Consider the following 21,685-nt stretch of genomic DNA (forward strand, 5'->3'; position numbering starts at 1 on the left):
CAGGAAGTATCGAAAATAGAACCAAGGATTCGTGCTTATGTATATGCTTTGGAAATAAAAAATTGTATAGCTCTACATGGTGCGGACGTTTATAAAGAAAGTCGGTCTCTAATAAAAGAGTTGTTAAGCAATAGGGATAATCTTCAGATCCCCTATTTGTTATATCACACTCTTTTCCGAGCAATACATATTTACGGGTTTGTCCAAAAGATGAGGACATCATAAATAAGAAAATGCACAGCAATATATGATGGAAACGCATAAATCTATTGGTTTTAATAATACTAGCTAAGTATAAGATGCGTTAAAACCAGAAAATCCATAATAATAGAAAAGAGCTCAATATATTATTGAGCTCTTTTCTATTATTATTTTTAATCTAACTAAAGATTAAGCATATACTTTAGCATGCCAGCTATGTTTCACGGGAACTTCCCATGCTGTTTCTAAAGCATCTGCGTCCGTCAACATATTGTTGAAAACAACGGTATCTAAGTTTACTTTGCCTTCGTCCATCAACTCTTGGAAGACGGAACTCGGCACGACCTGTATTGTTGCTGTTTCGTTATCACGATAAGCAATTTGTAAGCGGTCAAACAAATCAATACCTACTTCTTGCGCCAATTGCTTCAAGGTATTTACTGATTTATCCACAGAACAACCTGTAACATGCGCAATAGACTCATCGACCATCAAGCAAACGAAAAGGTTGTACTTAATTTCAAAAGAACCAGCCAATTGATTGCCATGGGCAGACCATTGCTGTACAAAAGAAGTTAATCGTTCTGACAGGTGTGCTACTTCAGCATCAGATAAGAAACGATTACTTTGATAAATCCACAACTTTTTCATCATTCTAAATATTAAGCGTGTACGTAATAAGGAGAAATCATTAAGTATACAATAACGCCAGTAACAGCAACATACATCCACATCGGATACGTAATACGTGCTAGTTTTTTATGGCGTTCATAAGCTCCAGCAATTCCTCTTACAAAGGTAATCAATACAAAAGGAATAATAATGATAGACAATAGGATGTGCGAAATCAAGATAAAGAAATACACATAACGTAAAGCTCCTTCTCCACCGTAAGGTGTAGAATCAGATGTCATGTGGTAGGCGACATACATTCCTAAGAATGCCACGGAACAAGCGATACATAACTTAATCAAACGCTCGTGCAGTTTTGCATTGCCTTTCTTTATTGCTGCAACAGCAGCAAACAATAAGATTGCCGTCAAGCCATTAACTGCTGCATAAATTGGAGGCAGGAAAGATAAGGGCTGTACATCATAACCCAATTTACGTAGATTTACACCAAACAAAATAGCGACTACAACGGGAATAACAACGGATAAAATGATGATCCAGTTTTTATATTTTTTTTCTTCTTCGGTCATTGCCATATTAGTGCGTTTCAATTTTTAAAGGTCGATTACGTACTTCTTCGACCACTTGTAATTTAATTTCATCTTCTAATCTATCGACATCGACTTTTTGGCTTACATCATAGTAGCCACGAATACGACCTTTAGAATCTATCAATACAAATTGATTACTGATTAAGAACTTAGTGCTATCCGATGGATCAACCATCGCATCAATCAACAAATCCTTCTTGGCATAATCGAAAATATTCACCGAAGGGTGGAATACAACTTGCCAATGGCGCTGGTCAATTTGTTTATATTTTTTTGTGAAAGCTTGTAAGCTCGCTACCGTCTCTTGAGGATCTACAGAAATGGAATAAAATCGCACCAAAGGGTTTTCTTTAAAACGATTAGCTAAGCCATCGATATTATCCAACATCAAACGGGAAAAGGACTGATCCTTACTGTAAAAAAGATGAACAACGGTCATCGCGGTATCGACATCTAAAAGGGTAACTGAGTCTCCTTTAAGATTAAGAAAGTTAATATCAGAAAGTGTGTGGAATATGGTATCTGGATATTCACGGCCCCAATTACGTTTCATTTCGCCGCTAAGCTTTTTCTCCCCGAAAACGGGTAAGGAAACGTACTCGTTAGATCCTAATCTATTAACCGCTATATACAGAAATCCTGGCAACAGTAATACCATTGCCAGGATTATGACTTTCGATTTTCTTCCTTGAGTAGATTTACTCATAGAAAATATCTCCTATTAATTATTTGTTTGGAAAAATCGTGTGATGTTGCATTGCACCGTGTAAGAAGTCACCTTCTGTAAGCATCAATGCAATGAAGTAGATAATAAATATAAATACGACACTACAACATACGATGAATCCTGATTTCTCAAATTTCAAGTGCATAAAATATGCAACGATGTAGAAAGCTTTTACTAAAGTTAAAACAATGTAAATTGTATTTACAAGAGCTCCTTTATGTAAGATTTCCCAGTGGTGAACAAAACCTAGAGCGATTAAGAATTCTAATGCTGTTAATGCTAATAGAATAAAGAATACTCTCCAGATACCTTTTTTGTCCATTCCCGCATGATCATCATGGTGATCGTGCGCAGCTACGTTTCCGTTATGATTTGACATAATGTTAAATTCTTTTTAAAGCTTGTAAATAAATTAGATTAAGTAGAAGAATGTAAATACAAACACCCAAACTAAATCTACAAAGTGCCAGTACAAACCAACTTTTTCAATCATTAAGTAAGTTCCGCGTCTTTCAAATGTATTGTTCAAAGTCATGAATAATACGATGATATTCAATAACACACCAATTGATACGTGGAAACCGTGGAAACCAGTAATGGTAAAGAACAAGTTTGAGAATTGTAATGCTGCAGTATACGAAATGTCATTCGTAAAGTAAGGTCTTAATGCATCCGCGATAGCATCACCTTCTAAACCAGTAGCAGGGTTTCTACCAAACCAAAATCCTTCATGGTGTAAGTGAGTCCACTCAATAGCCTGACAGCCTAAGAACATTAAACCACCAAGAATGGTCCATAACATCCACTTAACAACTTCGTCTTTTCTATTTCTATGTCCAGCATCTACGGCCAATACCATCGTTACGGAGGACATAATCAAGATAAAGGTCATGATACCTACGAATACTAAAGGTTGACCCGATTCAGCAATACCTGGTACAGATTGGAAGATTTTATCCGCGTCAATCCAAGTCGGCTGTGCAAACTTTTGCGTTCCATAATAAATCAGGAATGCAGAAAAGGTAAATGCATCCGATACCAGGAAAAACCACATCATGATCTTTCCATACTCTAAATTCCAAGGCGACTTACCACCATTCCATGGGCCGTCTTTTACCTTATCTAATTGCGATACAGTTGTTGTACTCATTTTTTACTATTATTGATTCAAAAGTAAGAAAACATAAATATAAATCCATAAAAGATCGAGAAAATGCCAGAAAATACTAGCTAAATCCATGCGGAATAGGTTATCTGCCTGTGGTATTTTTCTCAAAACTCCCACTAAACATCTGACCAACACGACCAAACCCGCAATTATATGCGCTAAGTGCAAACCAGTAAAGATGTAGATAAACGATTGTGAAGCATTAGGGTTCACAAAAGTAATACCGCGTCCGAATAAAACGGACCATGAATCTACTTGAAACACAAAGAACAAAACACCAAACACAAGCGTGATAAGCAAGAACAATTTCTGTCTTGAGGTATTACCATCTTTTGTTGCTTTGTGAGCAACAAACATAGTGATACTACTTAACACGATCATCAATGTGCTATAGATAAAGGTATTTGGCAATAAAGTCTTAATTCCTTTATCTACACCACTCGCGGTGTACACAATAAAACCACTTGATAGAGCGGCAAACATCATGAACATCCCAATCATTCCTAGCCAAAGATTAAACTTCTTAGCTTTTCTTGATTGTAGAAGATCTTCATTAATATAATCTGTATTTCCCATTATTTAAAAGGAATAAAATCAAACAATAACACGAGCTGCGTCAATGGCAAATAAAAGAATGATACAAACATTACTTTCTTTGCAGAGACATCAGTCATGATTTTCAAATGCTTATATCCGTAATACGCAAATAGCAATCCGCCCAATAAGGAAACGACAGTGAACATCCATCCTCCGAAACCATAATACAGCGGCCAAAAGCCTACAGGAATCATGATAACAGCATATATAAAAATCATCCACGCCGATATCTTATCTTTTTCTAAAGACGGTAATAAGCGAAATCCAGCATTACGGTAATCTTCATCAGCTACCCAAGCAATAGCCCAAAAGTGGGGAAATTGCCAGAAAAACTGAATGCCGAAAAGTACTAATGGTGTAATCACGATAGCGGCTTCACTTACTGCTGCATACTCCAATCCAAAACCTGCCGACTTAAAAGCTGCATAATAGCCGATAAGTGGTGGCAATGCTCCTGGAAAAGCACCTACTAAAACAGCAATCGGTGATTTCTGCTTTAACGGTGTATAGATAAAAGCATAAAGGATAATTGAAAATACCGACAATAGACCGGCGATGAAGTTAAGGCGAAGCAATAACATCGTCCCAAAGATACCCATGAAAACACTAAGCACTAATGCCTGTCCTGTTGTCATGCGTCCCGATGGCAAAGGTCTATCTGCAGTACGCTTCATCAGCTTATCCAAATCCTTCTCAATGATTTCATTGAATCCATTTGCTGATCCTGTGATGAAAAAACCACCTACAGTTAAAATCAACCAATTTATCCAGATGATATCACCTTGTTGCTTAGCACCAATTAAGAAGGCTACGGAAGCCGAAAATACGACTGTTAAAGTTAGCCTAAGCTTTACTAATTTCTTAAAATCAGCTATAAACTCTTTCATTTAATACGTTTCTCTTTTTAAATCCAACATGAATACTACAATTTGACAAAGGTCCACATCTTGCCTTACACTAACGTTGTAGTTTTGTCATTAATAGCATCAAATAATACTGAGCACCGAATAACAAACTGGCTACAACCAGGTGAGTTGTTTGCGCAAAGGCTGGTACATTAAAACGAGCTAACACAATACCCGAAAGCATTTGCATCAAAGTTAAGATTAGTACAATCCAAGCATATTTACTGTGCAATGTCAATGAACGAAACGTACGTCTCACTAGAAAAAACAAAACTACTGTAATTGCTAATGACACATAAGCTAATACACGGTGTATATTGAAATAGGTCCCAATTTGGTTTATCCATTCCGAGCGAGGTACTGCTTGTTCATTTAAATGATCAATCGTCTCTCTAACTCCTGTTCCATACACAACCTGTATAATCATCACTACTAAAGAAACAAAGGCTAATAATTTAAGACCTTTTAAATCTTTGTTAGCGAGTATATTCTTGTTACGTAATGTTGTTGCTTTGAAAAAGGTATAAATACTTATAGCCACAATCAAGAGCGCTAACAACATGTGAACGGTAATAATCCAAGGCATTAAATTGGTGGATACAACGATAGATCCTAACCAAGCTTGAACTACGACCACAAAAACATTAAGCACACTCCATACAACGATGGAGGGCTTAGTTTTTATATATACAAATGAGTAAATCGCGGTAAATAAAAGACAGAACCCTGCTACCACCCCCACTAGTCGATTAATATACTCGGTCCAAGTTTTTGCTGCGTTGAATTCTTCATGCTGCAAAATAGACTCGTCATGACGTATACGATCGGCTACTTCTGAATAACCAAAGAAGTCGACGATTTTCGCAAAACGTTGATTCTTCTTTGCTCTTCCTTCAATGTAGTGTGATTCATATCCTTCCGGCAATTGAGACACATCCGTTGGTGGCACTAAACGATTAAAACATTTTGGCCAATCCGGACACCCCATTCCCGAGCCCGTGCTTCTAACTACACCACCAGCCACAATCACCAAGAAAAGGACAATAATGGTTAGTCTGTTGGTATTTATAAATCGTTTTTCTGCACGAGGATACATATATCCGCTCTCCTACTTTATCAATTGTATAAAGAGAGGTAGGTCGAAACCTACCCTTCTACTTGTCTGTTATTTTGTTTGTTCCACTCTTCTTGAATGCGAACAGCTTCTTCATCACCTTCAAAATCATGCGATAAGTTAGAGCTCATCGTCTCAGAGAAAGGAATGTGTTGCGGAATGAAATCCGTGTCATGACCAGGTTTACTGTAGTCATATGGCCAACGGTGTACTTCAGGAATTTCTCCTGGCCAGTTACCGTGGATATGCTCAACAGGTGTAGTCCATTCTAACGTATTAGCATCCCAAGGATTTTGTGTAGCTTTTTTACCGGTCCAGATTGAAGAGAAAAAGTTCCATAAGAACGCCAACTGACCTAAACCTGCAACGATAGCTGCCCAAGTAACTAACAAGTTAACAGATACCCATTTCTCCATGAAAGGGAATGCTGTGAAAGCGTAGTAACGACGAGGAACACCATCAATACCCATAAAGTGCATTGGGAAGAATACTAAGTATGCACCGATGAAAGTCAACCAGAAGTGTAAGTATCCCAATTTAGTGTCCATCATACGACCGAACATTTTAGGGTACCAGTGATACACACCACACAACATACCGAAGATAGATGCAGATCCCATTACCAAGTGGAAGTGGGCTACAACAAAGTATGTATCGTGTAAGTTGATATCTAATGCTGCGTTACCTAAGTATAATCCTGTTAAACCACCCGATACGAAGAAAGAAACCATACCAATAGCGAATAACATCGCTGGTGTGAAACGGATATTACCTCTCCATAAAGTAGCGATGTAGTTAAATGCTTTAACTGCTGAAGGAACCGCAATAATTAAGGTTGTAATCATGAAGACACCACCTAAGAATGGGTTCATACCTGTTACGAACATATGGTGACCCCATACGATGAACGATAACACAGTAATACCTACCAAAGAGTAAACCATCGCGTGGTAACCGAAGATTGGTTTACGCGAGTTTGTAGAGATAACCTCAGAAGTTAAACCTAATGCAGGCATAACAACGATATATACCTCAGGGTGACCTAAGAACCAGAATAAGTGTTGGAACAAAATTGGTGAACCACCTTCGTTAGGTAAAATCTGTCCTTGAACAACTAAATCAGAAAGGTAGAATGAAGTACCTACTGAACGATCGAAGAATAATAATACAACCGCAGAAACTAATACTGGGAAGGATAATAAACCTACGATAGCTGTTAAGAAGAAAGACCATACTGTTAACGGCATTCTCCAAAGATCCATACCTTTAGTACGCATGTTCAAGATCGTACTGATGTAGTTAACACCACCAAGAACCTGAGAAGCGATAAATAAGGTCATCGATACTAACCACAATGTCATACCTAAACCAGAACCAGAGATGGCTGTTGGCACGGCAGATAGTGGCGGGTAAATCGTCCAACCTGCTGCTGCTGGTCCACTTTCAACGAAGAAAGATGCTACCATAATCACACAAGCAGTGAAGAAGAACCAGTAGGACAACATATTCATCAAAGGCGATGCCATATCTCGGGCACCGATTTGATACGGGATTAAAAGGTTACTAAATGTACCTGATAAACCCGCGGTAAGAACAAAGAATACCATCATGGTACCGTGAATGGTAACCAAGGATAGGAAAAACTCCGGTTTTATACGACCACCTTCAGCCCATTTGCCTAAGAAGATTTCTAAAATCGGGAAATCTTTATCCGGCCAAGCTAATTGGATACGGAATAAGAGTGAAAGCACCATAGCGAAGACTGCCATCACAATACCTGTGATTAAAAATTGCTTCGCAATCATCTTATGATCTTGACTAAATATGTATTTAGTTAAGAATGTCTCATGATGATGATCATGTGAATCATGATGCGCTGCGCTGTGCGATATAACTGTACTTGACATATTCGTTTAATAAATTCTTATCTCAAATTAATTTAATGAAGCCGTAGAAAGTTCTTTAGCGGCTGGTGCCTCTAAAGCACTAAACTCCTTTTGCAAATCTTCAGTAAAATACTTGTTCTGCTTCGCTAACCACTCTTTGTATTCAGCTTCAGTAACAACGATTACTTTCTTCTGCATATTCCAGTGACCAGATCCACAGATTTTAGCACATAACATCACGAAATCATATTTCGGATCGTTCATACGCTCACGCATCTCTTCGGTAGTTACCGTAGGTGTGAATTGGAAGTAGTTAGTCATACCTGGTACCGCATTGATTTGAACACGGAAGTCAGGAATGTAGAATGAGTGAATAATATCTTTAGAGATGATATGGAAACGAACAGATTTGTTCACTGGGATAACGATATCAGATGCCTGAATATCATCCCATGCTGCCTTATCACTAAAGTCAATACCGTAAGAGTTTAATGGTGTTGTCAACTTGTAGTTACGTTTACCAATAACGCCATCTGCGCCTGGGTAACGTACTTGCCATTGGAATTGCTCACCCATTACTTCAACTTGTAAAGCAGAGTTTTTCAAATCCTCAGGGATATTAGTAATGGATCTCCATGTGAAGAAACCAAATAATACCAATACAGTTAACACAACAGCAGGAACAATTGTCCAAATACGCTCGATAGCATCGTTATGCGGTAAGTAATATGCTTTTCTATCCGCGCGCATTCTGTAAATGTACGTGAATGAAAGCAATAGGATATGTACAACAACCAATACGAAAGTAATGATGACCGTAGTAACGATAAACATGCTATCAATACGTGCACCATGCTCTGTAGCAGCAGGTCTCCATGCCCATGATCCCCAAACTGCATAGCCATAGTAAACGAATGCTAAGAACAATACCAAGAAGATGAACAACAACGCTGCTTGGAACGTATTGTTAGCTAATGGATTGTACTTACCGTTCATACGACGTGTAAGTTCGTAGATTGAAAGAACTTTTAAGATTACTGCTACAATGGTTACAATAACCAAGAATAACAATACATAATAAGTAAGGTTCTTATAAGCTTGTGGATCGATTTGTTTTACTTCTTCCTGAGCTGCAGGCGTTGCTGCAACAGTGGAAGTAGCTTCAGCAGCCGAAACCGTCTCGCTGGTAGCAGCGGCAGCCGTAGCTGCCGTATCTACTGTAGCCGCTGTTTCAGTAGCTACAACAACCGTAGAGTCTTTCGCTAATGAATCTTGTTGCGTTGCAAAACTAGGTGTAGAGAACAATAACCCTACAGCAAGTAAGCATCCCGCCACGGCTTTTAATCTGTAATTAATGTTAAATTTCATTTCTTATTAAAACGTTTAAACGTATTCTACAACGATTAGAAATTATATTTGATGATGTAAACTTTCGTCCAAGAAAGGGTGATTTTTTGGTCCCAATGGGTGCTTGCTAAGTTTAGTGATCACTAAGAAAGTGAATAAACCAACAAAACCTAAAGCAGTACCAATCTCAACGAAACCAAAACCACGGTGTCCTTCAACTGTACCTGGCATGATCATGATATAGTAATCTAACCAGTGACCACACAATAAAAGTATAGCAACGAACAACATAATTCCTTCTTTACGTTTAGCATCACGGTCAACTAATAACAACAACGGTGCTAAGAAGTTGATGATGATGTTTAACCAAAACCAAGGTTTATATTCTGGTTCCCATCTTTTGTAAAAATACACTGTTTCTTCCGGAATATTAGAATACCAAATCAACATAAATTGAGCAAACCAAACATAGGTCCAGAAAATAGAAAATCCGAACATCAATTTACCTAAGTCATGTAGGTGGTTTTCGTTAACCCAAGCCATGTAACCAGCTTTTCTAACCAAGATTAAGATAACAACGATAGTAGAAATACCACTAACCCACATTGCTGCGAAGTTGTACCAACCGAACATGGTAGAGAACCAGTGTGCCTCTAAAGACATGATGGTATCGAAAGACCAAATAGGTGTTGTAAAACCAAAGATAACTAAGAAGATAGCGGAAAGCTTGAACGTCTTTTTGTAAGAGTTTAATCCACCTTCTAAATCTTCTTTATAAGATAATTTGGCAAAAATTACAGCAAAGATACTGTAAGTACCCATGAAGATTACTTGACGAATCAAGAATCCAGGTACGTTTAAGAAAGCAGACTTACCTGCTACTAATTGATCATAGTGGGGCGAATTAGGATCTGTAAGACCGTCCGCGTTCCAGTGATGATATAAATTATGCGTAGTCAAACCCATTCCTACAATAACTAATAAGATTATTGCAGCGATAGGAAGAACACTAGCCATTGCCTGCGGAATACGAATCAAGCCGGCAGACCAACCTGATTGCGTAACCATTTGAAGTGCTACAAAGAAAGCACCTGCAGCACATACGCAAGTGAAATAATAACCCATCAATAATAGGTTAGCGTATGTACGTTCAACCATAATATGGTCGCTGGACATTAGGCCTATAACAATTGCTATAACTCCTACCGCAATTCCAACAAGACTAAGTATCTTTCCGATACCCGCGAATTGAAATTTCTCGCCGAAATTATAATCGTGATGATGATTGTGAGTTCCCATTTATTATATTGATGTTAAATTATTTTTTTTGTAATTCATGAACATACATAACAACTTGCCAACGCTCTTCTGGAGACAATTGTGAAGCATGCGATCCCATACTGTTATGTCCGTAATAGATAGTATGATAAATCTTACCATCTGTTAAGTCACTCATCAAACCTCCACGTGAAGAATTTGCTGCATCCGATTTATGATAAGATGGCGGCGTAGGGAAGTTTTCTAATGGACGTTTTCCACGTGAATCTTCTACCGTTCTATCTTTTGTAATTGGACCATCACCTTTACCATCTTTACCGTGACAAACAGCACAGTAGGTGTGGAATAAAGCGTCTCCTTTTGCAAGGTTAACTTTATTAACTTCTAAAGGGTTCTTCCACTCACGTCCAGCACGTTCATACTCTTCCAATGTGTTTGCGAAAGCGAAACGCTCGAAACCAATAGGATTAGTACCTGCTGGAGGAAGTTGAGCAGTTATTTTATTTTTAAAATTGTTGTTTGGTTGATCCGGATTGTATGCGATTGGATCATACATATTTCTGGAGAATTCCCAGCCTGTACTCCGCGTCTTTCCATCTCCACAGCTAGAAACTACTGCCGCCAAAGCGAAAGCAGCACATACAGTTCCAAGAAAACTCTTCTTATTCATAGCTAACATATTTTCTTTCATTGTATTTAACTTCTACAGCACCTGCTTCTTTCAACAAAGACTCTACTAATGTATGATCGCCGTTTTCTTTCGCGTCTACCGCGATGATGAAACGATCATCAGAGGCTCTTAAATCCATTACCCTAGGGGTACGTCCTGGAAATAAGTGATTGCGAAAAAAGAAAGTCGCTACCATACCTAATGCACATAATAGAATGGTTACCTCAAAGGTTACCGGAACAAAGTTCGGCAACGGTAATGAAGGCTTACCACCAACATTCATTGGCCAATCATATGCCATTGTAAAATACAACAAGCTAAAACCTAAACATGTACCTAGCGCACCAAAAACAAAAGCTGCAATTGGTAAGCGTGATGGTCTCACCCCAAGCTTAGCCTCGATTCCGTGGATAGGCATAGGTGTAAAACAATCATATATGCTGATATTGTTTGCTTGCAATTTATCAATCCCATGCATCATATCATCAGGATCAGCAAAACTACCTAATATATATTTTGTGTTGCTCATTGCTATTATTTTTGTTTTAATGCGTTAATTTCTTCTTGTGATACCGTATCGTATTTCTTTAATGAATTAGCGAAATGCTCAACTTGCTCTGCAGGGAAAGCACCTTCCTTAATCAACTTAGTTTTATGTTGTAAGCTAGATGATTTCAATAATAATTTCACCTCTGCAATCGCGATACCTGGTAAGAAACGTAAGAACAATAGGAACAAGGTAAAGAATAAACCAATTGATCCGATGAAGATACCTACGTCAACCCATGTAGGGTAGAACATTGCCCATGATGATGGCAAGTAATCGCGGTGTAAAGAAGTAACGATAATTACGAAACGCTCAAACCACATACCGATGTTTACGATGATCGACAATACCCATGAAATTGGAATACTTGTACGGATCTTCTTGAACCAGAATAACTGTGGAGAGATAACGTTACATGTCATCATCGCCCAGTAAGCCCAAGCGTAAGGACCTGCAATACGGTTTTCGAAAGCGTACATCTCGTACTCTGAACCCGAATACCAGGCGATAAATAACTCTGTTAAGTAAGCTACCCCTACGATAGATCCTGTTACCATGATGATCTTGTTCATAGACTCGATGTGGAACATCGTGATGTAGTCCTCAAAGTTCATTACTTTACGTAAAATCAACAATAAGGTTTGTACCATCGCGAAACCAGAGAAAATCGCACCCGCTACGAAATATGGCGGGAAGATTGTCGTGTGCCATCCAGGAATAACGGATGTTGCAAAGTCCATAGATACAATCGTGTGTACAGAAAGTACTAATGGTGTAGATATACCTGCTAAGATCAAGGAAACGATCTCAAAACGTTGCCAAGTCTTTACAGAACCGTTCCATCCAAAAGATAAAACCCCGTAAATTTTTTGTTTAATACCCGTAGCACGGTCACGTACAGTTGCGATATCTGGTAACAATCCACAGTACCAGAACACTAAGGAAACGGTAAAGTAAGTAGAGATCGCGAACGCATCCCATACTAATGGAGAGTTAAAGTTTACCCACAAAGAACCAAATTGATTTGGAAGTGGGAAAATCCAGTACGCCAACCAAGGACGACCCATGTGAGCTACAACGTAGGTAGCAGCACAGATTACAGCGAAGATAGTCATCGCCTCGGCCGAGCGGTTAATGGAGTTCCGCCAGTTTTGACGGAATAATAATAATACGGCTGAAATTAACGTTCCGGCGTGACCGATACCTACCCACCATACAAAGTCGGTGATATCCCAAGCCCAACCTACAGTTTTGTTCAGACCCCAAGCGCCGATACCTGTCCAAAAGGTGTATCCAACACTCACAACCCATAACATAGCTCCTAATACGGCAACGGTAAAACCGATCCACCAAGCTTTGTTTGGTTTATTTTCAACCGGCAATAAAATATCGTCCGTCACTTTGGCGTAAGTGATGTTCTTGCCGGTTATTAAAGGTTCTCTTAATATTGATTCGTTATGCGATGACATAGTTTTTTTATTTCAAATTAGAATAAATTACGCTTCAAAAGTGTTTCTAACTTTGGTCATGTAACCAATGTTCGGTTGAACATTAATTTCTTCTAACACATAGTAAACACGTTCATTACGCAGCGCTTTTGAAACTTCTGATTCTGGATCGTTCACATCTCCAAAGATGATTGCATTTGCCGAACAAGCTTCTTGACATGCCATTTTAACATCGCCATCTTTCAACTTGCGGTTTTCCATCTTCGCTTTCAACTTTCCACCTTGGATACGTTGAATACACATTGAACATTTCTCCATTACCCCACGTGAACGTGTAGTAACATCTGGATTCAATACTAATTGTGTAAACTCGTTGTTCAAGTAATTGTCAAAGCGTGAATCATTCCAGTAGTTAAACCAGTTGAAACGACGTACTTTGTATGGACAGTTGTTTGCACAGTAACGTGTACCGAAACAACGGTTGTAAGCCATGTGGTTAAGACCTTCCGAAGAGTGAACAGTCGCTAATACTGGACATACCGTCTCACAAGGAGCGTGATCACAGTGCTGACACAACATTGGTTGGTGAACTACCGTTACATCTTCGTAGTCTAAACCTTCTGCGCGAGCGATTTCTTTCTCTTTCGTTAACTTCTCATCACCTGATTCGATGGTGTAGTAACGGTCAATACGTAACCAGTGCATCTCACGACGACGACGAACCTCGTCACGACCTACTACTGGAATATTATTCTCAACATTACAAGCTACGATACAAGATCCACAACCTGTACATGCATTTAAATCAATTGCCATCACCCACTTGTGACCTGGAGACTCAAATTTATTCCATAAATCGTATGTCTTATGGGTATCTGAGAAACGGCCAGACTCTGATGTCGGATCTTTTTTATACTTCGCAAAAGTAGTTTCGCGAATGATATTACGACCTTCAATAGTATGGTGTGTTTGTGTTTGTGCTAATTCGTAAGTTCCAGAAGCTTTAGCAACTGTAGCTTTAGATGCGAATTGAACAGTACCATTCACTAAACGCGCAAATGGGAAAGCATTTTTACCTACGTTGTTACCAGCCTTACCTACTTTTGTACGACCGTAACCTACAGCGATAGAAACTGTACCTAACGCTTGTCCTGGCTGAAGAACAACTGGCAACTCTAAAGAGTAACCGTTTGCCTCTACAACAACTTTACCATTCTCACCTAAACCTAGCTCTTCAGCAAATTTAGGGTTGATAGCAGCATAGTTATCCCAAGTTACTTTAGATACTGGATCAGGCAACTCTTGTAAGTAAGCGTTGTTCGCGTAGCGACCATCGCGGATTACCGTAGATTCGTATAATTTCAATTCAACTTCACCAGCGATAGCTTTTGATGCAGAAACGATAGCCGAAGCAACCGCGTTTACGTCAACGCTAGCTGAAGCAGCTGAACCTGATTTTGATCCTTTGAAAACAAAACCTGTTTGTAATAAATCATTCCATGATTTACCTGTTCCAGCTAAGATGTTAGCTTCCCAGTTTTGTTTTACGAAATCGTAAATGTTTGTGTTGTCACCAGCCCAAACTAATAAACTCTGCTCTGCTTGACGCGTATTGAACACAGGGTTGATTGTTGGTTGAATAACAGTGTAGTATCCTTCTGTTGCTGAAGCGTCGCCCCAAGCTTCGAAGAATGTACAGTTAGGCGCGATAGCTTTCAATTCAGAAGCTGTCTCATCAGCACGGTCAGCAAAAGATAACGTGAAGTCTACTTTTGCTAAAGCTGCCTTAACATCATCAGCTTTGAAGTAATCATAAACAGGGTTGCTGTTTAAGAAGAATGCTACACCTACTTTACCAGCTGCTGCATCAGCAACAAATTGTTGGAAAGCAGCATCAGAACCTTGGTGTTGTTTAGAGAAGTTATCGAAATCGATAATCGCTCCGTAAGCACCTAATGCACTGTTGATCGCGTTTGTTAACAATTGGATGTTTACATCGTTAGAACCTGCAACTACTAAAGTACTACCTTTAGCGTTTACTAATTCTTTCGCTGCTAAAGTAATCGCTGTTTGCGCTTTCTTGTTGCTTACGCCACCAGCCAATGATTGACCTGTGATTGCGTTGTATAACGAGATTAAAACAGCACCTTCTTCTGAAGGTTTGATTGCAATACGCACATCGGCATTTGAACCTGTCATGCTTAAGCCTGACTCAAACTGGATGTGACGTGACATTTTACCGTTTTTCAACGATTTGTGATCACGGTTTGTGATATAATCTTGTGTGTGCTCCTCACCTGCTAACCAAGTTCCTAAGAAATCAGCAGCAACAGAAACAACAACTTGTGCTTTATCGAAATGGTAAGTAGGAACTACTGCTTTACCGAAGCTAGCTTTGTTTGCCTCGATGATACCACTGTAAGATACAGCATCTACTTGAACGTGTTTTGTTGTAGGGTACTTCGCAGCAAGCTTAGCGATAGCTGCCAACGTTGAAGGACCATTTACTGTACTAGAAACAAGTGTGATCTGTTTTCCTGCAGCAGCAGCTTTATCTAAAGCGGCGATTACAGTACTATCCAATTTAGACCACTCTACGTCTTTGCCACCCAACTGTGGGTTTTGCAATTTAGACATATCGTATAAATCTAATACTGATGCAGCTGTTGTTGCATCTGTACCTTGTGTCAAACCAACAGAATTAGGGTTTGCTGTCAAGGAAATAGGACGACCTTCACGTGTTCTTACCAACACACTCTGACCGTTGAATGACGATGCATAGTAGTTAGGAATACCAGGAGTTACCTCTTCTGGCTTGATAACATAAGGAACTGCTTTATGTACAGGTGTACGGTTACACGCTGCTAAAGTAACAGCCCCTAATCCGAAACCTAAAGCTTTTAAGAAGTCACGACGAGGTGTCTTCGTACTCAGGCCGGCTTCATTTAATACATCTTCTACAGGAATAGATTCGGCAAACTCACCCTTACTACTTTCAACGAAAGCAGGCGTTTGTTGCAATTCTTCCAAACCTTTCCAATATTTTTTATTGCTATCCATTTAAGCTGTATATAAGATTGCGTATTTCAAATTAATTATTAATAGTGACATTTACCACACTCCAAACCACCAATCATGGCAGCTGTCATCTTCTCACCTTTTTTCAATTTCTCGTGTGCAGAAATTAATTGATCATAGTAAGCGTTATCAGCATTTACTGCTGTCTCACGGTGACAATCAATACACCATTTCATTGTTAAAGGAGAATATTGGTAAATCTCTTCCATTTTCTCAACTGGACCGTGACATGTTTGACATTCAACACCAGCAACTACAACGTGCTGTGAGTGGTTGAAGTAAGCGAAGTCAGGTAAATTGTGTACACGAACCCACTGAATAGGTCTTGGATTATTTCCATATTGACGTGTATCTGGGTTGTAATCCAACGCTTTGTAGATTTTCGCAATTTCTGGCGAAAGCTCTCCATCGTAATGATCTGAACCTGTAATCGTGTTGTGACAGTTCATACACACGTTAGCCGAAGGAATAGATGCATTTTTAGATTTGAATGCACCACCGTGACAGTACTGACATTCAATCTGGTTAACACCTGCGTGAATCTGGTGAGAGAATTTGATCGGCTGAACCGGCTCATATCCTTTATGTACACCAATATTCCACATGGTATTCCAACCAAGCACCGCGACAAAGGCAACAACCATTAATACTGCAAAACCAACAAGCTTCTTGTTTTTCAAGAATGCCTTCGCAAACTTCGCAGTTTTGTTTTCTTTGTGCTCTTCGTTTCTAGCTTGTGCTGCTTCGATAGCTGCCTGATTATTCGCAATCACCTTCTCTAAAGTGCGAATAACACGGTTTAACACTACGATAACAACAATCGCCAAAACAACGATAGCTACCAAACCAAAAATCATCAACAAGTTTGCGTCTTCAGATTTCGCAGCTCCAGCAGCAGGATCACCGGCAGCAGGGCCAGCAGCAGCTTTTGCTTCTTCATCTTTCACGTAAGCGATGATGTTTTTAATTTGATCTTCTGATAAATCAGTGAATGAAGTCATCACCGACTTATTGTACTCCTCAAAAAGCGCTTTTGCAGTAGCGTCTCCAGAAGCGATCAATGCTTGTGAGTTATGAACCCACTTGATTAACCACTCTTCAGAGTGTCTCTCGGTCATCCCCGCCAAAGCAGGTCCTACCAACTTTTTCTGTACAGCGTGACAGCTGGTACATTTCGACTTGAAGAGCGCCTGTCCTTCTTTGACATCCTGCGCATGCGACATTGTAACGGCAAACAACAACATCATTCCGACTGATATTGTCTTTGCAAGTCTTCCCAAAACGGATGAGATATTTCTCATATTTAGCACTTTATACTATTTATTTATGATGTAATAACTTTTAAAATGTATTGATTAGAGGGTTTAATCCCACTAATCAATGCACAAAAGTATAACTATTTAAGCAATCAGTGACAATTTAATGACTCAAATTATCAATTTAAAACGATTCTAAATAACCCCTCAGAATATACTTGCAAGCCCCTTTTTTAGGAAAATTGCAGAGGAAACTATATACCTCCTCAAATTATTTTTTTTAACGCTATTGACTTTCTCCAAAGCCTCCCCTACACACAATTCATTATCTTTGTAACAGCTTCACGAAAAACAAAATTGTCGAATAAAAGTTTAGTTTAACTAATCTATTTCAAGACAAGTACAATTCTCGAAAGAAGAAGTAGACAAATAAATAAGAACAGCATGAACGACAACACCTACAACAGCCTTACCGCCGAAGAAGAATACATCATACTTCACAAAGGAACAGAAAGAGCTTTTACCGGAGCTCTGTTGAACAACAAAGAAGCAGGAACATACATCTGTAAGCGATGTGACAGCTCACTATACCAATCGGCCGACAAATTTGAGTCTCATTGCGGATGGCCAAGTTTCGACGATGAAATAAAAGGAGCTGTACATAGAGAGACGGATGCCGATGGGCGACGTACAGAAATTCTATGCGCAAACTGCGATGCACACCTGGGCCATGTTTTCGAAGGCGAAGGCTTCACCTCCAAAAACACGAGACATTGTGTAAATTCATTATCTATGAAATTTGTATCGGCTACGCAAGTGAAGAATCCCGAATAATCAATTCGCAAGGAATTACTTTTTTACGCGTTTGCTTTAAGGTACCGCCAATCTCAGCAATTAACGTTTGAATTAAAGCAGACGTTAATTGTTCAATATCCTGAGACACCACACTGATTGTAGGGTCATGAAACTGAAATAAGGTATGATCATCAAACGCGACCATCTTAGGTAGCTTCACATGCTTCCCTTTCAAAGCCTTCAATCCTGTAATGGCTAAATAATTTGTAGCAAATAATACAGCATCCAAATTATTATCTTGAATAAACTCTAAAATCTGCTCCTGTGATGTATCTGCTTCCCCATCGTCAACCTTCACCTTACGAATGAAAGACTGTATTTGAAACTCATCCATAGCCTGCATGTATCCATCCAAACGATCACGCATCTGCGTCTGACCAGAATAAAGAGAAATGAGGCCTATCCGCTTATTACCTTCACTCAGCAAATGCTTCGTAGCATCATAAGCACCTTTCTTATTATCAGACACTACATAGCTGGTATCTACCGTTGGAAGAAAACGGTCAAAAAGCACAACAGGAATATTACTTTGTTTAATGCTAGCAATCGTTTCTTCTAAACCTTCAGACGGTGTAATAATAAAACCATCAACCTGACGATCTAAAAATAGTTGAATTAACTCTTTTGCTTTGTGTTCATCATTATCCATACTACAATAGATAATATGGTAGCCCGCTTCATATACTTGCTGCTCTATATACTTAGCCACATTAGCAAAAAAAGGATTCGCAATATCCTCAACAAGCAAACCTAGAATCTTGGTCTGCCCTGTACGCAAACTCTTAGCTAACTGATTTGGCTTATAACCAACTTTCCCCACATAATCCAACACACGCTTCGTTAACGCCTCACTGATACGCTTCTCTTTCGCTTTATCGTTTAAGATAAAAGAAACAGTTGTTACCGAGATTCCCAATGCTTTCGCAATATCGCTAATCAAAATTCTTTTCTTCATAATGTCAATATATGGTTAGATACAGTGCTACTAAGCTACTAAAAAATTTTAGCAAATAGTAAAAATCTGCTAAAATCATCTGCTGCTAAAAGGTTTTATTGAAAGAATAAGCTTTTTTTCGTATCATTATATCTGAATCTGCAAATAGCAAATTATGATAAACAAATTACGCATACGCACAAGCATGTTGATACTAGGGCTAGGCCTATATGTTTCACAAAGTCAAGCGCAACAATTAACAAAATATGTTGACCCGTTAATTGGAACGGGCGGCCACGGCCATACATTCCCGGGATCGACACTTCCCTTCGGAATGGTTCAACTATCACCAGACAATGGTGTGAGTGGTTGGGACTGGGTAAGTGGTTACCATATCTCTTCAGATAGCATCGCTGGCTTTAGCCACCTGCACTTGAGTGGTACTGGAATTGGCGACTGGTTAGATATCGCCTTGATGCCTATGTTGCAAAAAAGCACAAACCCAAGAGCAGCAATTAAACAGAAGTTCACGCGTAGCAACGAAAAAGCAACTCCTGGATATTATCAAGTAAAATTCGAAAACGGTATTAACGTAGAGCTTACAACGACTGAAAGAGTTGGCTACCACAGATACACTTTCCCCGCGAATACACAAACACCTGTTGTACGCATAGACTTAAAGCACCAATACAACTGGGATAAACCTACTAGAACATTCTTAAAGAAAATTAACGAAAACACGCTCGTTGGTGTTCGTGAATCTACAGGATGGGCAAGCAAGCAACAAGTTTTCTTCGCTATTCAAACCTCTAAGCCTTTCACCAGCTTTACCGAGGTAGCAGCGAGCGATAAAGAAGTGCAGGAGATTACAACAACAGGCCTTATTGCACAACTAGGCTTCAAGCCAAGTGATCAAATCGAAGTTAAAGTAGCCTTATCGATGAGTGGCACGGAGAAAGCCTTATTAGCACTACAAGAAATACCAGGATGGAACTTTGAGCAAACACGCTTAGCGGCAGCTCAAGTATGGGAAAAAGAACTTGGAAAGATTAAAGTAGAATCTAACGACGACCGTTTAAAAACAGTATTTTACTCGGCTCTTTACCACACTACGGTAGCTCCTACCCTATACTCTGACGCTGACGGACAATATAGAAATGCGAAAGACGAATTAAAACAAATGCCTAACAACGGTCAACGTTACACGTTCTTCTCGTTATGGGACACCTTCCGCGCATTAAAACCTTTATTTACCATTACGCAACCAGAAAAACATGCTGACTTCTTAAATAGCATGCTTGCTTTTCATGATGAAAACGGTTTGCTTCCAGTATGGGATTTAAGCACTGCTGAAACAAATACAATGACGGGCTACCATGCTATCCCTGTTATCGCAGATGCTATCCTTAAAGATTGGCCAGGTGTTGATTATGAACGTGCCTACCAAGCGATGCGCAACTCTGCATTTCAGCGCATCCGTGAAGTTCCTGCTTACATTGAATACGGCTATGTACCACAAGACGTAAACGGTGGTAGTGTTACCAAAACATTAGAGTATGCTTTCGATGATTACTGCATCTCGTTGGTGGCTAAAAAACTAGGAAAAACAGAAGATTACGCTTTATTCACTAAAAGAGCAAAAAGCTATACGCACCATTTTGACCCTAAATCGGGCTTTATGCGCGCTAAATACAAAAACGGAAAGTTTGTAGAGCCGTTTGACCCATTCTACTCGGAGCATGATTTCGATAAAAGCCAATATATCGAAGGAAATGCTTGGCAACATTCTTTCTTTGTTCCTCACGATATCAGAGGCTTAGCGAAGCTTTTCCCACAAAAAGATGGCTTAAGCAAAATGTTAGATAAACTATTTGCCGCACCTTCTTACATGACGGGAGAAAACCAATCTCCAGATGCTAGTGGCTTTATTGGCCAATATGCACATGGAAACGAACCTAGTCATCATATAGCTTATATGTATAGCTACATTGGTGAAGCCTGGAAAACACAAGAGAAGATTCGTATGATTGTTGACTCTATGTACCACGATCGTCCTGACGGCTACGCCGGAAATGAAGATGCTGGACAGATGAGTGCTTGGGCAGTATGGTCAATGATGGGTCTCTACCCTGTGTCGCCTGTAGGTGGTGAATATGTGTTTGGAAGCCCTAGCTTAGACAAATCGACGATCACCATGCCTAATGGCAAAACATTCACCATAAGCGCTAATAACAACAGTAAAAAGAACGTATACATTAAGGCTGTTACCTTAAACGGTAAACCGTATACAAAAACATATATCACACACCAGCAGATGTTGCAAGGTGGTGAGTTAATTTTCCAAATGGACAGTAAGCCGAACAAAAATTTTGGTAAAACAAAAGACAGTTGGCCTACCTCAATGGAAAACTAATACCGATAGTAACAATAAAATAAAAGCGACAAAGAGTC

At 39.3% G+C, this 21,685-nt stretch carries 19 protein-coding genes; 2 read left to right on the forward strand and 17 right to left on the reverse strand.

Annotation, left to right across the window (positions count from 1 at the left end; translation table 11 throughout):
• Window positions 1-390: 390 nt before the first annotated feature.
• The 16 genes from WH223_RS02025 to WH223_RS02100 form a co-directional block, all read right to left on the reverse strand.
• Window positions 391-855, reverse strand: coding sequence for an ABC transporter ATPase (locus WH223_RS02025; protein ID WP_340045856.1), 465 nt, complete (start codon window positions 853-855; stop codon window positions 391-393).
• 8 nt (window positions 856-863) lie between these two features.
• Window positions 864-1,409 (reverse strand): DUF420 domain-containing protein, encoded by a 546-nt coding sequence (locus tag WH223_RS02030; protein ID WP_340045857.1) that lies wholly within the window; start codon window positions 1,407-1,409, stop codon window positions 864-866.
• A 1-nt stretch (window position 1,410) separates the two neighbouring features.
• Window positions 1,411-2,130, reverse strand: a complete 720-nt coding sequence (locus tag WH223_RS02035; protein WP_340045858.1) for an SCO family protein — start codon at window positions 2,128-2,130, stop codon at window positions 1,411-1,413.
• Window positions 2,131-2,149: 19 nt separating this feature from the next.
• Window positions 2,150-2,530 (reverse strand): cytochrome C oxidase subunit IV family protein, encoded by a 381-nt coding sequence (locus WH223_RS02040; RefSeq protein WP_340045859.1) that lies wholly within the window; start codon window positions 2,528-2,530, stop codon window positions 2,150-2,152.
• A gap of 33 nt (window positions 2,531-2,563) precedes the next feature.
• On the reverse strand, window positions 2,564-3,301 hold the full coding sequence (locus WH223_RS02045) for a cytochrome c oxidase subunit 3 (protein ID WP_340045860.1): 738 nt from the start codon (window positions 3,299-3,301) through the stop codon (window positions 2,564-2,566).
• 9 nt (window positions 3,302-3,310) lie between these two features.
• On the reverse strand, window positions 3,311-3,895 hold the full coding sequence (locus WH223_RS02050) for a cytochrome c oxidase subunit 3 (protein WP_340045861.1): 585 nt from the start codon (window positions 3,893-3,895) through the stop codon (window positions 3,311-3,313).
• Window positions 3,895-4,803, reverse strand: a complete 909-nt coding sequence (gene cyoE / locus WH223_RS02055; protein ID WP_340045862.1) for a heme o synthase — start codon at window positions 4,801-4,803, stop codon at window positions 3,895-3,897. Before cyoE ends, WH223_RS02050 begins: the two co-directional genes overlap by 1 nt.
• Window positions 4,804-4,873: 70 nt before the next feature.
• Window positions 4,874-5,917, reverse strand: a complete 1,044-nt coding sequence (locus WH223_RS02060; RefSeq protein ID WP_340045863.1) for a COX15/CtaA family protein — start codon at window positions 5,915-5,917, stop codon at window positions 4,874-4,876.
• Window positions 5,918-5,967: 50 nt separating this feature from the next.
• The gene (locus WH223_RS02065; protein WP_340045864.1) at window positions 5,968-7,842 is read right to left on the reverse strand and encodes a cytochrome c oxidase subunit I; all 1,875 of its coding nucleotides are present in this window, start codon (window positions 7,840-7,842) and stop codon (window positions 5,968-5,970) included.
• Window positions 7,843-7,869: 27 nt separating this feature from the next.
• Complete coding sequence (locus tag WH223_RS02070) at window positions 7,870-9,189, reverse strand: cytochrome c oxidase subunit II (RefSeq protein WP_340045865.1); 1,320 nt, start codon at window positions 9,187-9,189, stop codon at window positions 7,870-7,872.
• Window positions 9,190-9,231: 42 nt separating this feature from the next.
• Entirely contained in the window at window positions 9,232-10,467 is a 1,236-nt protein-coding gene (locus tag WH223_RS02075) for a quinol:cytochrome C oxidoreductase (protein WP_340045866.1), read from the reverse strand.
• Window positions 10,468-10,486: 19 nt separating this feature from the next.
• On the reverse strand, window positions 10,487-11,137 hold the full coding sequence (locus WH223_RS02080; protein WP_340045867.1) for a c-type cytochrome: 651 nt from the start codon (window positions 11,135-11,137) through the stop codon (window positions 10,487-10,489).
• Entirely contained in the window at window positions 11,109-11,645 is a 537-nt protein-coding gene (locus WH223_RS02085) for a DUF3341 domain-containing protein (protein WP_340045868.1), read from the reverse strand. Before WH223_RS02085 ends, WH223_RS02080 begins: the two co-directional genes overlap by 29 nt.
• Window positions 11,646-11,650: 5 nt before the next feature.
• On the reverse strand, window positions 11,651-13,132 hold the full coding sequence (gene nrfD / locus WH223_RS02090; protein WP_340045869.1) for an NrfD/PsrC family molybdoenzyme membrane anchor subunit: 1,482 nt from the start codon (window positions 13,130-13,132) through the stop codon (window positions 11,651-11,653).
• Window positions 13,133-13,159: 27 nt separating this feature from the next.
• Entirely contained in the window at window positions 13,160-16,171 is a 3,012-nt protein-coding gene (locus tag WH223_RS02095) for a TAT-variant-translocated molybdopterin oxidoreductase (protein ID WP_340045870.1), read from the reverse strand.
• 38 nt (window positions 16,172-16,209) lie between these two features.
• A complete protein-coding gene (locus tag WH223_RS02100; RefSeq protein ID WP_340045871.1) occupies window positions 16,210-17,490 on the reverse strand; it encodes a c-type cytochrome in 1,281 nt (426 codons plus the stop codon).
• A gap of 399 nt (window positions 17,491-17,889) precedes the next feature.
• Between WH223_RS02100 and WH223_RS02105 the strand changes: the two genes are divergently transcribed.
• Window positions 17,890-18,279, forward strand: coding sequence for a methionine-R-sulfoxide reductase (locus WH223_RS02105; RefSeq protein ID WP_340045872.1), 390 nt, complete (start codon window positions 17,890-17,892; stop codon window positions 18,277-18,279).
• On the opposite strand, the gene WH223_RS02110 is transcribed toward WH223_RS02105, so the two are convergent.
• Complete coding sequence (locus WH223_RS02110; RefSeq protein ID WP_340045873.1) at window positions 18,254-19,255, reverse strand: LacI family DNA-binding transcriptional regulator; 1,002 nt, start codon at window positions 19,253-19,255, stop codon at window positions 18,254-18,256. The genes WH223_RS02105 and WH223_RS02110 overlap by 26 nt on opposite strands.
• A gap of 154 nt (window positions 19,256-19,409) precedes the next feature.
• Between WH223_RS02110 and WH223_RS02115 the strand changes: the two genes are divergently transcribed.
• Window positions 19,410-21,647, forward strand: a complete 2,238-nt coding sequence (locus WH223_RS02115; protein WP_340045874.1) for a GH92 family glycosyl hydrolase — start codon at window positions 19,410-19,412, stop codon at window positions 21,645-21,647.
• Window positions 21,648-21,685: the final 38 nt, after the last annotated feature.

This window comes from Sphingobacterium sp. MYb382, from assembly GCF_037572665.1.
In the GTDB taxonomy this organism is placed as follows: domain Bacteria; phylum Bacteroidota; class Bacteroidia; order Sphingobacteriales; family Sphingobacteriaceae; genus Sphingobacterium.

What these genes read in the sequence shown, in the direction of transcription:
- WH223_RS02035 (WP_340045858.1), bottom strand. Translation starts at nt 2,130, where the DNA reads ATGAGTAAATCTACTCAAGGAAGAAAATCGAAAGTCATAATCCTGGCA.
- WH223_RS02100 (WP_340045871.1), bottom strand. Translation starts at nt 17,490, where the DNA reads ATGAGAAATATCTCATCCGTTTTGGGAAGACTTGCAAAGACAATATCA.
- WH223_RS02060 (WP_340045863.1), bottom strand. Translation starts at nt 5,917, where the DNA reads ATGTATCCTCGTGCAGAAAAACGATTTATAAATACCAACAGACTAACC.
- WH223_RS02115 (WP_340045874.1), top strand. Translation starts at nt 19,410, where the DNA reads ATGATAAACAAATTACGCATACGCACAAGCATGTTGATACTAGGGCTA.
- WH223_RS02030 (WP_340045857.1), bottom strand. Translation starts at nt 1,409, where the DNA reads ATGGCAATGACCGAAGAAGAAAAAAAATATAAAAACTGGATCATCATT.
- WH223_RS02110 (WP_340045873.1), bottom strand. Translation starts at nt 19,255, where the DNA reads ATGAAGAAAAGAATTTTGATTAGCGATATTGCGAAAGCATTGGGAATC.
- WH223_RS02050 (WP_340045861.1), bottom strand. Translation starts at nt 3,895, where the DNA reads ATGGGAAATACAGATTATATTAATGAAGATCTTCTACAATCAAGAAAA.
- nrfD (WP_340045869.1), bottom strand. Translation starts at nt 13,132, where the DNA reads ATGTCATCGCATAACGAATCAATATTAAGAGAACCTTTAATAACCGGC.
- WH223_RS02040 (WP_340045859.1), bottom strand. Translation starts at nt 2,530, where the DNA reads ATGTCAAATCATAACGGAAACGTAGCTGCGCACGATCACCATGATGAT.
- WH223_RS02095 (WP_340045870.1), bottom strand. Translation starts at nt 16,171, where the DNA reads ATGGATAGCAATAAAAAATATTGGAAAGGTTTGGAAGAATTGCAACAA.
- WH223_RS02105 (WP_340045872.1), top strand. Translation starts at nt 17,890, where the DNA reads ATGAACGACAACACCTACAACAGCCTTACCGCCGAAGAAGAATACATC.
- WH223_RS02075 (WP_340045866.1), bottom strand. Translation starts at nt 10,467, where the DNA reads ATGGGAACTCACAATCATCATCACGATTATAATTTCGGCGAGAAATTT.
- WH223_RS02025 (WP_340045856.1), bottom strand. Translation starts at nt 855, where the DNA reads ATGATGAAAAAGTTGTGGATTTATCAAAGTAATCGTTTCTTATCTGAT.
- WH223_RS02085 (WP_340045868.1), bottom strand. Translation starts at nt 11,645, where the DNA reads ATGAGCAACACAAAATATATATTAGGTAGTTTTGCTGATCCTGATGAT.
- WH223_RS02045 (WP_340045860.1), bottom strand. Translation starts at nt 3,301, where the DNA reads ATGAGTACAACAACTGTATCGCAATTAGATAAGGTAAAAGACGGCCCA.
- WH223_RS02080 (WP_340045867.1), bottom strand. Translation starts at nt 11,137, where the DNA reads ATGAAAGAAAATATGTTAGCTATGAATAAGAAGAGTTTTCTTGGAACT.
- cyoE (WP_340045862.1), bottom strand. Translation starts at nt 4,803, where the DNA reads ATGAAAGAGTTTATAGCTGATTTTAAGAAATTAGTAAAGCTTAGGCTA.
- WH223_RS02065 (WP_340045864.1), bottom strand. Translation starts at nt 7,842, where the DNA reads ATGTCAAGTACAGTTATATCGCACAGCGCAGCGCATCATGATTCACAT.
- WH223_RS02070 (WP_340045865.1), bottom strand. Translation starts at nt 9,189, where the DNA reads ATGAAATTTAACATTAATTACAGATTAAAAGCCGTGGCGGGATGCTTA.